The following is a 12991-nucleotide window of genomic DNA, read 5'->3' as shown; positions in this document are numbered from 1 at the left end:
CGAGCGGTACCGTGCGCCCACCATGCTCCGCAGCACGCCCGGTCGGGTCGCCGCTGTCGTCGCCGTCGTCCTCTTCGCGGTCGCGGCCGTGCTGGCGGTGCTCGCCGCGCAGGTGAACGCCCGCGCCGAGACCGACGCCCTGGAGCGGGAGGTCGCCCAGGCCGGCACCGTGCTCACCACTCAGATCGCCGTCCTGACCACGCAGCTGGCCGACGCCGGGCAGGTCGCCACCGCCACCAACGCCAACCCCGGCGCCTTCCAGCGGTTCGCCGCCGCCCGGATCTCCGGGTCGAGCGGCATGTCGCTGTCGTTGTGGCGGGCCGGCGGCGGACCGGCCGAGCAGCTGGCGGTGGAGGGCCCGGACCCCGTCGGTCCCGACGGCGAGGGGTTCGCCGCGTTCCTCGCCGGCGTCCCCGGCGACGGCACGCTCGCGGTCAGCGGCATCCTCCCCGGCGACCCGGCCCGACTCGGCTACGCGCTGCGCCCGGCCGGCGACACCGCCGGGCTGGTGGTCTACGCCGAGTCGGCGCTCCCGCCCGGCCGGCGCGTGCAGGTGCCGCCCGACGAGGCGTTCGGCGGCCTGGACTTCGCCGTCTACCTGGGCGGCAGCGCGGCCGACGAGCAGCTGCTGTACTCCACCGGCCCGGTGCCGATCGCCGGGGAGACCGCGCGCACGACGGTGCCCTTCGGCGACGACTCGATCACCGTCGTGGGCGCCTCCCCGGCGAGCCTGGTCGGGGGTCTGTCCTCGGCGCTGCCCTGGATCGTCGTCGGCGTCGGGCTCGTCCTCGCCGCGAGCGCGGCCACCACCGCGGCCGCGATGTCCCGGCGGCGGTCCGAGGCCGAGCGGCTGGCCGCGGACAACGAGCAGCTCTACCGGCAGCAGCGGAGCATCGCGGGCACCCTGCAGCACGCGCTGCTGCCGGAGGTGCCGACGGTGGACGGCGTCGAGGTCGCCGCGCGCTACGTCGCCGGCGTCGACGAGCTCGAGGTCGGCGGCGACTGGTACGACGTCGTCCCCCGTGGGCCCGGGCGCTGCGTGTTCGTCGTCGGTGACATCTCCGGCCGCGGCCTGCCGGCGGCCACCACGATGGCCGAGCTGCGCTTCGCGGTGCGCGCCTACCTCAGCCAGGGCGACGACATCGACGCCGTGCTGGCCAAGCTGCGCCGGCTGCTCGACGTGGCGGCCGACCACCGGTTCGCCACCGTGCTGTTGGGCGAGCTGGACGCGGTCGCCGGCCGGCTGCGCGCGGTCTGCGCCGGCCACTTCCCGCCGGTGCTGCTCACCGACGGCGGCGCCCGGTCGCTCGAGGTGCCCGTCGCGCCACCGATCGGCGTGGAGGACCCGACCCCGCTCCCGGCCACCGAGTTCGTCGTCCCGGCCTCCGGCACCCTGCTGGCCTTCACCGACGGCCTGGTCGAGCGCCGCGGCGAGGTCATCGACGCCGGCCTGGACCGGCTGCGGACCGCCGGGGCGGCCGTCGTCGACGGGCAGCCCCTGCCGCAGGCGCTGGACGCCCTGATGGGTGCGCTCACCGGTGACGGCGGACGCGACGACACCGTACTGCTGGGGATGCGGTGGACGAGGTGACCGGCCCCGGGCCCGGCCGGACGTGCTGGAGCGCGGGTCAGGGGCGCCCGGGGAAGGTGGTCAGGCGGACGGTCTCGGGCAGCGCCGTGAGCGCGGCCAGCAAGGCCGGCGGCAGGGCGCCGTTGACGTCGGTCACGACGTAGCCGAGCTCGCCGCGGGTGGCCAGCACCTGCCCGTCGACGTTGAGCCCGTGCTCGCCGACCAGCGCGTCGGCCCGGGCCAGGACGCCGGGCACGTTGCGGTGCAGCAGCGCGAAGCGGGCCGCCGAGGAGCCGTGCAGCGCCACCGCGGGCAGGTTGACGCTCAGCGTCGTCGTCCCGGTGCGGCTGTAGTCGGCCAGCTTGCCGGCGACGAACCGCCCGATGTCGTACTGGGCCTCCTGGGTCGACCCGCCGACGTGCGGGGTGAGGATGACGTTGGGCAGCCCGCGCAGCACCGAGTCGAACGGGTCACCCTGCTCCTTGGGCTCGTCGGGGAACACGTCGATCGCCGCGCCGGCGATGTGGCCGCTCTCGATGTGCTCGCGCAGCGCCTCGTGGTCGACGACGAACCCGCGGGAGAGGTTGAGGAACAGGCTGCGCCGGCGCATCTTGGCGAACTGCTGGGCGCCGAAGAGGCCCGCGTTGCCGGCCCGCCCGTCGACGTGCAGCGTCACCGTCTCGGCGCGCTCGAGCAGCTCGTCCAGGCTGCCGCAGGCCTGTGCGTTGCCCAGCGCGAGCTTGTCCTCCAGGTCGTAGAACAGCACCCGCATGCCCAGCGCCTCGGCCAGCACCGACAGCTGGCTGCCGATGTTGCCGTAGCCGACGATGCCCAGCGTCCGGCCGCGGATCTCGTGGCTGCCGGTGGCCGACTTGTCCCAGGTCCCGGCGTGCAGCGCGCGGTCCCGGTCGCTGAGCCGCCGGGCCAGGCTGATGATCTCCGCGATCGCCAGCTCGACGACGCTGCGGGTGTTGGAGTACGGCGCGTTGAACACCGCCACACCGGCCGCGGCCGCCGCGCCCAGGTCGATCTGGTTGGTGCCGATGCAGAACGCGCCGATCGCCGCCAGGTCGGGGTGCTGCTTGACGACCGCCGCGGTCACCTGGGTCTTCGACCGGATGCCGAGCAGGTCGACGCCCTCGAGCGCGGCGGCCAGGTCGGCCTCGTCGAGCGCTCCCCGCTGGGACTCGACCTCGTAGCCGGCGGTGGACAGCAGCTCCACCGCCACCGGGTCGATGTTCTCCAGCAGCAGGGCTCTGGGCATGTCGGGCAGTCCTCCTCGAGAAGCGGGTCGCCGCCGATCCTCGCAGCAACGTTCGCGGAGGACCCGGCCGCCACCGAGGATGAGCGCAGAGGTGTCGACCACCCGGCCTCCCACGCCGCCGGCCCTCCCCCACGATCGAGAGGAACTCCCTCCCATGCGAGGAACCGTCCTGTACGCCCCCGGCGACGTCCGCGTCGAGGAGCGCGAGATGCCGCGGATCGAGCAGCCCACCGACGCGGTCATCCGCCTGGCCGCCGCCTGTGTGTGCGGCTCGGACCTGTGGCCCTACCGCGGCATCGAGCCGGTGAGCGGGCCGTCCCCGATGGGGCACGAGTACGTCGGCGTCGTGGAGGAGGTCGGCAGCGACGTCCGAACCGTGGCGCCGGGGCAGTTCGTCGTCGGCTCGTTCTTCGCCTCCGACAACACCTGCGAGATCTGCCGGGCCGGCTACCAGACCCACTGCGTCAACCGGCAGCCCGGCGCCGCCACCGGCGCGCAGGCCGAGTACACCCGCGTCCCGCTGGCCGACGGCACCCTCGTCGCCACCCCGGGGATGCCGTCGGACGACCTGGTGCCCGGCCTCCTGGCCGCCTCGGACGTGCTGGGCACCGGCTGGTTCGCCGCCGTCGCCGCCGAGGCCGGGCCGGGCAGGACCGTCGCCGTCGTCGGCGACGGCGCGGTCGGCCTGCTCGGCGTGCTCGCCGCCCGGCAGCTGGGCGCCGAGCGGGTCATCGCGATGAGCCGCCACGAGGCCCGGCAGCAGCTGGCTCGGGAGTTCGGCGCCACCGACGTCGTCACCGAGCGCGGTGACGAGGGCGTGGCCCGCATCAAGGAGCTCACCGACGGCCTGGGTGCGCACTCGGTCATCGAGGCCGTGGGCACCCAGGAGTCCATGATGCAGGCCATCCGCGCCACCCGCCCCGGCGGGCACGTCGGCTACGTCGGCGTCTCCCACGACGTCGCGCTGCCCGGCGAGGAGCTGTTCTCCTCCGGCGTGCACCTGCACGGCGGACCCGCCCCGGTGCGCCGGTTCCTCCCCGAGCTGATCGACCTGATCTGCAAGCGCGAGATCGACCCGGGCAGGGTCTTCGACCTCGAGCTGCCCCTCGACCAGGCCGCCGAGGGCTACCGGGCGATGGACGAGCGGCGCGCCATCAAGGCCCTCCTGCGTCCCTGACCCCACCCGGAGGGAGCAGCCGTGGCTGCCCCGCGCGGGAACGCCCCGGGACGGTCCCCGGGGCGTTCCCGCGTGGCGTCAGGTCACCGGCGCGGTCCGGGGATCGACGGCTGGCGCAGCGGGCGGAACGCCGCCCGGACCTCGGTGGCGAACAGCTCGGGTTCCTCCCAGGCGGCGAAGTGCCCGCCGCGCTCGACCTCGTTGAAGTAGCTGAGGGCTGGGTAGGACCTCTCCACCCAGCTGCGCGGGGCCCGCCAGATCTCGCCGGGGAACGTGGTGAAGCCGGTCGGTATCGAGACCTCCGGAGGGACCTGGCCCGCCGCGGCCCTGGCAGCGGGAGCGTCGGCGCCATAGCTCTCCCAGTACGACCGGGCCGCGGACGCCCCGGTGCCGGTCAGCCAGTACAGGGTGACGTTGTCCAGGACGTGGTCCCGGGTGAGGTTGCCCGAGGGCCGGCCGTCGACGAACGCGCGGGAGATCTTGTAGTACGCGTCGGTGTCGTGGTCGATCATCCAGGCGGCCAGCGCCACGGGGCTGTCGAGCAGGGCGTAGCCGATCGTCTGCGGCCGGGTGGCCTGCTCCTGGAAGTAGGCGCTCCCGGTGCGCTGGAACGTGGCGACCGCGTCGGCCGCCGCGCGCTCCTGCTCGGTGTCGGTCGGCTGCGGGCCGGCCAGCGCCGTCACCAGCAGGTTGAGGTGGATGCCGAGCAGCCCCTCGGGCGCCTGGCGGCCCATCGCGTCGGTGACGCCCGCACCGACGTCGCCGCCCTGGGCGACGTAGCGCTCGTAGCCGAGGCGGCGCATCAGCTCCGCCCAGGCCCGCCCGACCCGGCCGACGTCCCAGCCGAGCTCGGTCGGCTCGGCGGAGAAGCCGTACCCGGGCAGCGACGGCAGCACCAGGTCGAAGGCGTCCTCGGCGGACCCGCCGTGCGCGGGCGGGTCGGTCAGCGGGCCGATCGAGTCCAGCAGCTCGATCACCGACCCCGGCCAGCCGTGCGTCATGACCAGCGGCAGCGCGTCGGGGTGCGGCGACCGGACGTGGAGGAAGTGGACGTCGACGCCGTCGATCTCGGTGCGGAACTGCGGCAGCGCGTTGAGCCGCGCCGCGACCCGGCCCGTGTCGTACTCGTCGGCCCAGTAGCGGCACAGCTCCTGCACCGTCGCCAGCTGCACCCCCTGCGACCGGTCGTCGACCAGCTCCCGGCTCGGCCAGCGGGTCGCCGCCAGGCGGCGGCGCAGGTCGGCGAGCGCCTCGTCCGGGACCTCGACCCGGAACGGACGGATGGCGCTGCGGGCCTGCTGCTCGACTGCGGTCATGGCGGGTCCCCTCGGGATCGGCTGCGGGGAAGTCGCCGAGATGGGGAGGTGCGTGCCGACGCGGACCCGGCACGGTCGGCGCTTCCGGGACGCGAGCCACCCTGGCCCGCGCCGGGAGGGCGGCACAGGGTCCAAGAGCCTCGTCGGGCCTGTCGGGACACCCGGTGACGGCTCGGATCCGAGGCGCCGGACCGACCGCCGGCGCCGGGAGCCCTCCTGGCCGTGCCCGGTGGCTCCGCCGGGCCAGGGGTGACACCGCCGCCGGGCCGTCGGATCATGGGCGGGCCACTCGCGACACGGGGCGGATCGCAGGCGGTGGCGAGGGTCGACCGCGTCGAGGAGACGGTGTCATGGCGACCGACCGACAGTCCCCCACCGGCGACCGCCGCACGGCCGGGTTCCTGCGGCGGGAGCGGAGCCGGTCCCGGCAGGAGCCCGACCGGGCCGGACCGTGGCGGGTGGAGGGCATGCCCGGCGACTCGTCGCCCGCGCCGGGCCGGCGGCCGCGCCGCAGCGGGGCCGTCTGGTGGCTGGTGGCCGCCTTCCTGGTGGTCAACTGGGTCGTCATGTCGGTGGTGACGGGGCCGCCGGAGCGGACCGACGTGTCCTACACGTTCTTCACCCAGCAACTGGACGCCGGCAACGTACAGACCGTCACGTCGACGGCGGACACGATCCAGGGCGAGTTCACCGAGGAGGTGACCTACCCACCGGGGTCCGAGGACCCCGAGAAGGTGGACCTCTTCACCACCGAACGCCCGTCGTTCGCGACCGACGACCTGCTCGGGACGCTGGAGGCCAAGGGCGTCACGGTCAACGCCAACCCCCCGGACGCCGCCGCTCCGCTGTGGCAGCGGCTGCTCCTCGGGTTCGCCCCGACCCTGCTGCTGGTCGGCCTGCTGCTGTGGATCGCCCGGCGCAGCGCCTCGGGTGCCGGCGCGCTGGGCGCCTTCGGCCGGTCCCGGGCCACCCGCTACCAGCCCGACGCCGGACCGCGGACGACGTTCGCCGACGTGGCCGGCGTCGACGAGGTCGAGCACGAGGTGCGGGAGGTCGTCGACTTCCTCCGCGACCCCGGGCGCTACACCCGGCTGGGGGCGCGGATCCCGCGCGGCGTGCTGCTCTCCGGCCCGCCCGGCACCGGCAAGACCCTGCTCGCCCGGGCCGTGGCCGGGGAGGCCGGGGTGCCGTTCTTCTCCATCTCGGCGTCGGAGTTCATCGAGGCGATCGTGGGCGTCGGCGCCAGCCGGGTCCGCGACCTGTTCGACCAGGCCAAGCAGGTGGCGCCGTCGATCGTCTTCATCGACGAGCTGGACGCCATCGGCCGCGCGCGCGGCGGCTCCTTCGCGGCGGGCGGCGTCGACGAGCGGGAGCAGACGCTCAACCAGATCCTCACCGAGATGGACGGCTTCGAGGGCAACGAGGGCGTCGTCGTGCTGGCCGCCACCAACCGCCCGGAGATCCTCGACCCGGCGCTGCTGCGTCCCGGGCGCTTCGACCGCCGGGTGAGCGTCAGCCCGCCGGACCTGGCCGGGCGGCTGGCCATCCTGCGGGTGCACACCCGGCACGTGCCGCTGGCGCCGGAGGTGGACCTGGCCGCCGTGGCCGCCGCGACGCCGGGCCTGGTGGGAGCTGACCTCGCCAACGTGGTCAACGAGGCGGCGCTGGCGGCCGCCGAGCACCGGCACGAGCGGGTCACCGGCACCGACTTCGGCGAGGCGCTGGAGAAGACCCTGCTCGGCAGCGTGCGCGGGATCGTGCTCTCCCCCGAGGAGAAGCTGAGCACCGCCTACCACGAGTCCGGGCACGCCCTGCTCGGCATGCTGACCCCCGGGGCCGACCCGGTCCGCCGGGTGACGATCATCCCGCGGGGGCAGGCGCTCGGCGTGACCGTGCAGACCCCGCCGGTGGACCGCTACGGCTACACCCAGCGGTACCTGCGGGGCCGGATCGTCGGGGCCCTCGGCGGCCGCGCCGCCGAGCAGATCGTCTACGGCGAGGTGACCACCGGCGCCGAGAGCGACCTGGCGCAGGCCACCGCGCTGGCCCGGCAGATGGTCGGCCGCTGGGGCATGTCGGCCGTGATCGGGCCGGTCAGCGTCCTCCCGCCGCCGGGGCAGGAGCAGCCCTTCGGCCTGGACGGCGTGGCGCCGAGCACCCGGGCAATGGTGGACGAGGAGGTGCGGCGGCTGGCCGAGGACTGCTTCCGGGAGGCGGTCGAGACGCTGCGGGGCAACCGGGAGCGGCTCGACCGGCTGGCCCACACGCTGCTGGAACGGGAGACCCTGGACGAGGACGAGGCCTACGCCGCCGCCGGCGTGGCCCGCGAGAGCGCACCGGCCGCCGTCGCCCGCGGCGAGGCGCCCGGTGCCGCGCGGGCGCCCGGTCTCCCGCCGACGGACACCACGGCCGGGGTGCGCTGACCCGGGGTCCCGGCGGGTGCGGCTCCCGCCGGTGGAGCGCACCCGGGCCGCAGGCGCTCGAGAGTGCCGGGCGCAGGCGGCGTCCGGGCCGCCGGGCCCCCCGGCGGACAGCTACCGCCCCGCCGCGCGCCGGGAGCTCCAGGTCAGCAGGCGCTCCAGCGGCCCCCTGCCGAGGACCAGCCGCCAGACCGTGGCAGCGGCCATGGTGACCAGGATGTAGAGCAGCCACGGCCCGTTGGTGTCGTAGTCGAGGGTGCCGGTGAGCCAGACGGCGACGATGCCGCCGGCGTACGCGGTGAGCGCCATCGACCCGACTGCCGCCAGCGGGAACACGACCCTGGGCAGACGGTCGGCGAGCAGGAGGCAGACGGCGATGACGACGAGCGCGACACCGACCGAACCGGCGAGCTCGAAGGTGGTGCCGCTGTGCGGCGCCGCGCCGGTCAACCAGACCGGGTCCCACATGTCGGGCCGCTCGGAGAAGCCGTCCGGACCCGCCACCGGCCGGCCACCCGCCCACCACTGGGTGGTCAGCCAACCGCCGCCGTAGCCGAGGAAGGCCAGCGACGCGCCTGCGGCACCGAGCCACAGCCGCACCCGCGTCGAGGTGAGGTCGCACCGCCCCACGGCGAGCCCGACGAGGATGAAGGTCCACCAGATCAGCGCCGGGTAGGCGCCGGTGACCGCCAGCGAGGAGAACGGGGTGTCGTAGGCGCCGTTGTCCTCGGCGAACTGCGCGAGGAGCAGGTCGGCCGGCGGGGTCACCACGGCGAGCACGCCGGCCGCGAGGAGCAGTCGCCGCGGCGGCCACCGCAGGAACGGCAGGGCGAGGACGAACAGGAGTGCGTACACGCCGAGGATGACGTCGATCTCGGTGCCGAGCGCCTCGAGGACGCCGCCGATGACGAACAACCAGGCCGCCCGGATCAGGATCCGGATCCGGGCACGGACCAGCTCGTCGCCGGTCACCGGTCGGGTGCGCCCGGACAGAAGCGCCATCGAGACCCCGGCGAGGACGGCGAACAGGATCGACGACCGCCCGTTGACCACGCCGAGCCATCCCCAGGGCGTCGTCCGCACGTCACCGGGCACGGCTCCGACGTGGGCACCGAGCATCCCGAACACCGCGAGCGCGCGGGCGACGTCGAGCCCGGCGATCCGGCCGAGCCGGGCCGTGGCGCCGCCGGGCGTCGGCGACGGTCTGGTCGTGCAGTCGGGGCCGACGGCAGGACTCATGGCTCGCACGCTAAGCGGAACTGCTTCGGATCGTAACCCCGGCCCACGATCATTTGCCAACTGCTTGCCAAGCCCACAGGCGACTGCCAGCTCGCCCCCTCGGGGAGCGCTGTGCTCAGGGCGCCGGGGTCGCGCGGATCTCCGCGGTCGCCCGCTCGATCTCGCGGCGCAGCTCACGGCGACGTCCGGCCGCCTCGTGCCGACGGCGGTCCTCGGCGGTCCGCGGCCGCCAGGGAGGGACCTCCACCGGGCGCCCGTCCGGCCCGATCGCCACCATCGTGAAGTAGCAGCTGTTGGTGTGACGGACGACCTGGCTGACCAGGTCCTCCGTCGTCACGCGCACCCCGATCTCCATCGAGGTGCGCCCGGTGCGGTTCACGCTCGCCCGGAAGGTCACCAGCTCCCCGACGTGGACCGGTTCCCGGAAGACGACCTGGTCCACCGAGAGCGTGACGGCGTAGGTCCGCGCCCAGCGGGTCGCACAGGTGTAGGCGACCTGGTCGAGGTACTTGAGCAGCAGGCCGCCGTGGACGTTGCCCGCGAAGTTCGACATGTCGGGCGTCATCAGGATCGTCATCGACAGGCGGTGGAGGTCGTCGTCCGCGCTGCCGCGGTGCGCCGCGGGATCGCCGTCCGGGGTCATCTCCGGGTCCTCCTCGAGCTGTCGGGTCGTACCGCCACGTCCAGCCGCCGGACTCCAGGCGGCGCCCGGTCGAGGACGTCCCGGACCCAGCCGGTGCCGTCGGCTCATCCTCGTCCGCGGGGCACGACCGTGGGAGTACCGGCGGCCGCGACCAGGTGGCGATGCGTCCCCGGCGGGGCGCCGACGGTCTAGCCTGGCGTGCCCGGCCCCGCCGGTGTGCGCGATCGGGAGGACACGGTGTCGTCGTCGATCAGCGGGAGCGTCACGTCGTGAGCACCTCGGGCATCGATCCGCAGGCCGGCTCCGGCCGCATCGTCGTCGGAGTGGACGGCTCGACCTACGCGGAGGAGGCGCTGCGCTGGGCGCTCGGCCAGGCGCGGCTCACCGGCCAGGCGGTGGAGGCGGTCACCTCCTGGCGCATCCCGGTGGACTACGGGGGCGGAGGGGTCCACGCTCTCCTGGACCTCGACTGGGAAGGCGATGCGACCCGCACGCTGGAGGAGACGGTCGGGAAGGTCGTGGACCCGCAGGACGCGGACCGGGTGTCGCAGCGGGTGCAGATGGGCCACCCCGCGCAGGTCCTGCTCGACGCGGCGGAGGGTGCGGCGCTGCTGGTCGTGGGCAGCCGTGGCCGCGGCGGCTTCACGGGGATGCTGCTGGGCTCGGTCAGCCAGCACGTCATCGCCCGCTCCCCCTGCCCGGTCGTCGTCGTCCGCGCCCCCGCCACCCCGGAGGCGTGACCGGACCGCCGCCGCGCACGGGCAGGTGCTGTGCCTGGTCGATGGGAGCAGACGTGTTCAGGACGGTCCTGTGGGCCACGGACGGGTCGAAGGCAGCGGAACGAGCGCTGGCTGCGGCGAAGAGCGTCGCGCAGACGTACGACGCGAGGCTGATCGTCACCCACGTGAGCGTGGTCCTGGGGGGATCTCCCTCCACCCTCCGCGTCGCGCAGGAGAGTGCCGACGCCATCACGGCGGGCCTGCGGTCGACGGTCGAGGACCTGAGGCGAGACGGGGTGGCGGCCGAGCTCACCGTGACCGAGATGACGCCCGAGGGCACGGCTTCGGCGATCGTCGAGTTCGCCCGCGGCGTGGGTGCTGACCTGATCGTCGTCGGGACCCGCGGGCACAACCCGCTGGTCGGCATGCTGCTCGGCAGTGTCGCGCTCCGGTTGGTCGAGCGCGCGCCGTGCCCCCTGCTGGCGGTTCCGCCGGAGTAGGCCAGGTGCTCACCGGCGAAGGCGGCGGCCACCAGGGCCGCGAGCGGCGCCAGCAGCAGCACGGTCCAGCCTCGTGCGCAGATCCTCCTCCAGCACGGCGTCGGGGAGACCGCGTCAGCCGGTCATCCAGGGGGGTCTGCCAGGAGGTACCGCACGGCCGTCTCCCCCAGGTCCGCGACGAAGGCGTCGTCATCCGCTGCTGACGCCGTCGCGAACCCGCTGCCGTAGGCGATGCGGATCATCGAGGCGGCGAACAGGGTGCCGAAGCAGGATCGGACGGCGGCCGGCGGGTCGGGGTGGCGGATCGCGGCGCGGGCGGCCAGGACCACCCGGGCGAACCCCTCCCCCAGTTCCTGGCTGTAGCGGGACCCCCGCCGTCGCACCTCGGGGTGTGCCGCCGAGATCAGGACGACGGCCCGCAGGAAGCGCTCGTGCGCCAGCGAGAGGCCCACCATCTCGGCGACGGCCGCTCGAACCCGCTGCACCGGGGGGAGCCCGGTCCACCGGCGCTCGTCGGCGAAGACGTCCTGCGCCGCCCGCAGCCGGCTGATGCCGTGCTCGTAGACGGCGAGGAACAGCGCCTCCTTGCTGGTCGTCCGGGCATAGATCGCCGGCGGGGCCACCTGCGCCCGCTCGCACACGGCGGCGATCGTGAAGGCCTCGTAGCCACCGTCCTCGAGGATCGCCACCCCGGCGTCGAGCACGCGGTTCCACGTCTCGCGGCTGCGTTGCTGCTTGGGGGGCCGCACCTCCAGGTCGGCAGCCGGCAGTGGTTCGACGTCGCCCATGCCCTCATCCTCGCCGTCGTCGGGCACTCCTTGACAGAACAGGAACGCGCACTACGGTTCGTAGCATAACAGTAGTGTTTACTATCGTTCGCACCGCCGGAGGTCCCTCATGCCCCCTTCCCCTCCTCCCCCGCGCGGTCGCGTCGCCGTCCTCGGCGCCGGCCCCGCCGGCATGGCAGCCGCGCTGGGCGCCATCAGGGCCGGCCACGACGTCGTCGTCTACGAGCGGTACCGGGAGGCCCGGCCGGCCGGCAACATCCTCAACCTCTGGCCACCGCCCCTGAAGGCGCTGCGCGCCCTGGGGGTCGACACCGACGACCTCGGCGCCCCGACCGACACCGAGTTCCGCAACCTGCGGGGCCGGGTCCGCGTGGAGGTCAAGCTGGACCCGGAGGTCAAGCGCGCCTACGGGGGCGGCTTCATCGGGCTGCTGCGGCCGGAGCTCTACGAGCGGATGCTCGCCGCCATCCCGCCCGGCGTGCTGCGGTTCGACCAGCAGGTGGACCGCATCGAGCAGGACGACCGCGCGGTCACCCTGCACTTCTCCGACGGCCGCACCGCCGAGCACGACGTCCTCGTCGGCGCCGACGGCATCGACTCGCTGGTCCGCCGCACCCTGTGGGGCGACTCGCCCAAGCGGGAGCACCGGCTGCACATCTTCGGCGGCTTCACCTTCGCCGAGGTCCCCGGCACCCGGCCGAACACGTCGGTCCTCACGCACAGCGCCACGACGCAGGGCAGCTGGACGTCGATCCGGCACGAGGGCCGCGACGGCCACCAGTGGTGGGTGCTCACCGCCACCGACCCCGACGCCCCCGCGCCCGCCGACCTCGCGGCCGCCGCGGCAGCGCTGGCCACCGGGTTCCCCGCCCCGCTGCCCGGGCTGATCGCGGCCACCGAACCGCAGCACGTGCAGCGCTGGGTGCTCCGCGACCGCCCCCGGCTGGCGCAGTGGTCGAAGGGGCGGATCACCCTCGCCGGCGACGCCGCCCACCCGACCTCGCCGTACGCCGCCTACGGCGCCGGCATGTCCATCGAGGACGGCTACTTCATCGGACGGGCGCTGCGCGGCGTCGACCTCACCGACGCGGCCGCCGTCCGGCGGGCCCTGCAGTCCTACGAGGACCCGCGCAAGCCGCACACCGCCCGCCAGGTCCAGCAGGCCTGGCTGCTGGGCAGGGTCTTCCACCACACCCCGCGGGCCCTGCGCCCGCTGCGCGACCTGGTCTTCGACCACACGCCCTTCCTGCAGAAGGTCGCCGGTGACACGAACCCGAAGGCGATCAACGAGCAGCTCGCGCTGATCGACGACTGACCGGACGTGCGCAGGGGGCCCGACCCGGAGGGGTCGGGCC

The 12991-nt window shown here is 74.7% G+C and carries 11 protein-coding genes; 6 read left to right on the top strand and 5 right to left on the bottom strand.

Annotation, left to right across the window (positions count from 1 at the left end; all coding sequences use genetic code 11):
- Window positions 1-22 precede the first annotated feature (22 nt).
- Window positions 23-1591, top strand: coding sequence for a PP2C family protein-serine/threonine phosphatase (locus tag ACI789_RS23290; protein ID WP_457011913.1), 1569 nt, complete (start codon window positions 23-25; stop codon window positions 1589-1591).
- A gap of 37 nt (window positions 1592-1628) precedes the next feature.
- Here the strand turns inward: ACI789_RS23290 and serA are convergent, their stop codons facing one another.
- The gene (gene serA, locus ACI789_RS23285) at window positions 1629-2834 is read right to left on the bottom strand and encodes a phosphoglycerate dehydrogenase (protein ID WP_457011912.1); all 1206 of its coding nucleotides are present in this window, start codon (window positions 2832-2834) and stop codon (window positions 1629-1631) included.
- Window positions 2835-2988: 154 nt separating this feature from the next.
- Between serA and ACI789_RS23280 the strand changes: the two genes are divergently transcribed.
- Window positions 2989-4011: a zinc-dependent alcohol dehydrogenase family protein gene (locus tag ACI789_RS23280; protein WP_457011910.1), complete on the top strand. Its 1023-nt coding sequence runs from the start codon at window positions 2989-2991 to the stop codon at window positions 4009-4011.
- An 83-nt stretch (window positions 4012-4094) separates the two neighbouring features.
- Here the strand turns inward: ACI789_RS23280 and ACI789_RS23275 are convergent, their stop codons facing one another.
- Complete coding sequence (locus tag ACI789_RS23275) at window positions 4095-5327, bottom strand: epoxide hydrolase family protein (RefSeq protein ID WP_457011909.1); 1233 nt, start codon at window positions 5325-5327, stop codon at window positions 4095-4097.
- A gap of 350 nt (window positions 5328-5677) precedes the next feature.
- On the opposite strand from ACI789_RS23275, the gene ftsH reads away from it, so the two are divergent.
- Window positions 5678-7750, top strand: a complete 2073-nt coding sequence (ftsH, locus tag ACI789_RS23270; RefSeq protein ID WP_457011907.1) for an ATP-dependent zinc metalloprotease FtsH — start codon at window positions 5678-5680, stop codon at window positions 7748-7750.
- A 111-nt stretch (window positions 7751-7861) separates the two neighbouring features.
- On the opposite strand, the gene ACI789_RS23265 is transcribed toward ftsH, so the two are convergent.
- Entirely contained in the window at window positions 7862-8986 is a 1125-nt protein-coding gene (locus ACI789_RS23265; RefSeq protein ID WP_457011906.1) for a heparan-alpha-glucosaminide N-acetyltransferase domain-containing protein, read from the bottom strand.
- A 115-nt stretch (window positions 8987-9101) separates the two neighbouring features.
- Complete coding sequence (locus ACI789_RS23260) at window positions 9102-9629, bottom strand: acyl-CoA thioesterase (protein WP_457011905.1); 528 nt, start codon at window positions 9627-9629, stop codon at window positions 9102-9104.
- A gap of 269 nt (window positions 9630-9898) precedes the next feature.
- Here ACI789_RS23260 and ACI789_RS23255 point away from each other — a divergent pair, with 269 nt between their 5' ends.
- Both ACI789_RS23255 and ACI789_RS23250 read left to right on the top strand, forming a co-directional pair.
- Entirely contained in the window at window positions 9899-10369 is a 471-nt protein-coding gene (locus ACI789_RS23255; protein WP_457011904.1) for a universal stress protein, read from the top strand.
- Window positions 10366-10848: a universal stress protein gene (locus ACI789_RS23250; protein WP_457011903.1), complete on the top strand. Its 483-nt coding sequence runs from the start codon at window positions 10366-10368 to the stop codon at window positions 10846-10848. The genes ACI789_RS23255 and ACI789_RS23250 overlap by 4 nt, the downstream gene beginning before the upstream one ends.
- Window positions 10849-10970: 122 nt before the next feature.
- Here ACI789_RS23250 and ACI789_RS23245 read toward each other — a convergent pair whose 3' ends face one another.
- Complete coding sequence (locus ACI789_RS23245; protein WP_457011901.1) at window positions 10971-11636, bottom strand: TetR/AcrR family transcriptional regulator; 666 nt, start codon at window positions 11634-11636, stop codon at window positions 10971-10973.
- A 109-nt stretch (window positions 11637-11745) separates the two neighbouring features.
- Between ACI789_RS23245 and ACI789_RS23240 the strand changes: the two genes are divergently transcribed.
- Complete coding sequence (locus tag ACI789_RS23240) at window positions 11746-12951, top strand: FAD-dependent oxidoreductase (RefSeq protein ID WP_457011899.1); 1206 nt, start codon at window positions 11746-11748, stop codon at window positions 12949-12951.
- Window positions 12952-12991 lie beyond the last annotated feature (40 nt).

It is taken from the genome of Geodermatophilus sp. SYSU D00965, assembly GCF_054050075.1.
The sequence above is the reverse complement of the archived record's forward strand: the minus strand, read 5'-3'. Positions and strand labels throughout refer to the sequence as shown.

What these genes read in the sequence shown, in the direction of transcription:
- ACI789_RS23290 (WP_457011913.1), top strand. Translation starts at nt 23, where the DNA reads ATGCTCCGCAGCACGCCCGGTCGGGTCGCCGCTGTCGTCGCCGTCGTC.
- serA (WP_457011912.1), bottom strand. Translation starts at nt 2,834, where the DNA reads ATGCCCAGAGCCCTGCTGCTGGAGAACATCGACCCGGTGGCGGTGGAG.
- ACI789_RS23280 (WP_457011910.1), top strand. Translation starts at nt 2,989, where the DNA reads ATGCGAGGAACCGTCCTGTACGCCCCCGGCGACGTCCGCGTCGAGGAG.
- ACI789_RS23275 (WP_457011909.1), bottom strand. Translation starts at nt 5,327, where the DNA reads ATGACCGCAGTCGAGCAGCAGGCCCGCAGCGCCATCCGTCCGTTCCGG.
- ftsH (WP_457011907.1), top strand. Translation starts at nt 5,678, where the DNA reads ATGGCGACCGACCGACAGTCCCCCACCGGCGACCGCCGCACGGCCGGG.
- ACI789_RS23265 (WP_457011906.1), bottom strand. Translation starts at nt 8,986, where the DNA reads ATGAGTCCTGCCGTCGGCCCCGACTGCACGACCAGACCGTCGCCGACG.
- ACI789_RS23260 (WP_457011905.1), bottom strand. Translation starts at nt 9,629, where the DNA reads ATGACCCCGGACGGCGATCCCGCGGCGCACCGCGGCAGCGCGGACGAC.
- ACI789_RS23245 (WP_457011901.1), bottom strand. Translation starts at nt 11,636, where the DNA reads ATGGGCGACGTCGAACCACTGCCGGCTGCCGACCTGGAGGTGCGGCCC.
- ACI789_RS23240 (WP_457011899.1), top strand. Translation starts at nt 11,746, where the DNA reads ATGCCCCCTTCCCCTCCTCCCCCGCGCGGTCGCGTCGCCGTCCTCGGC.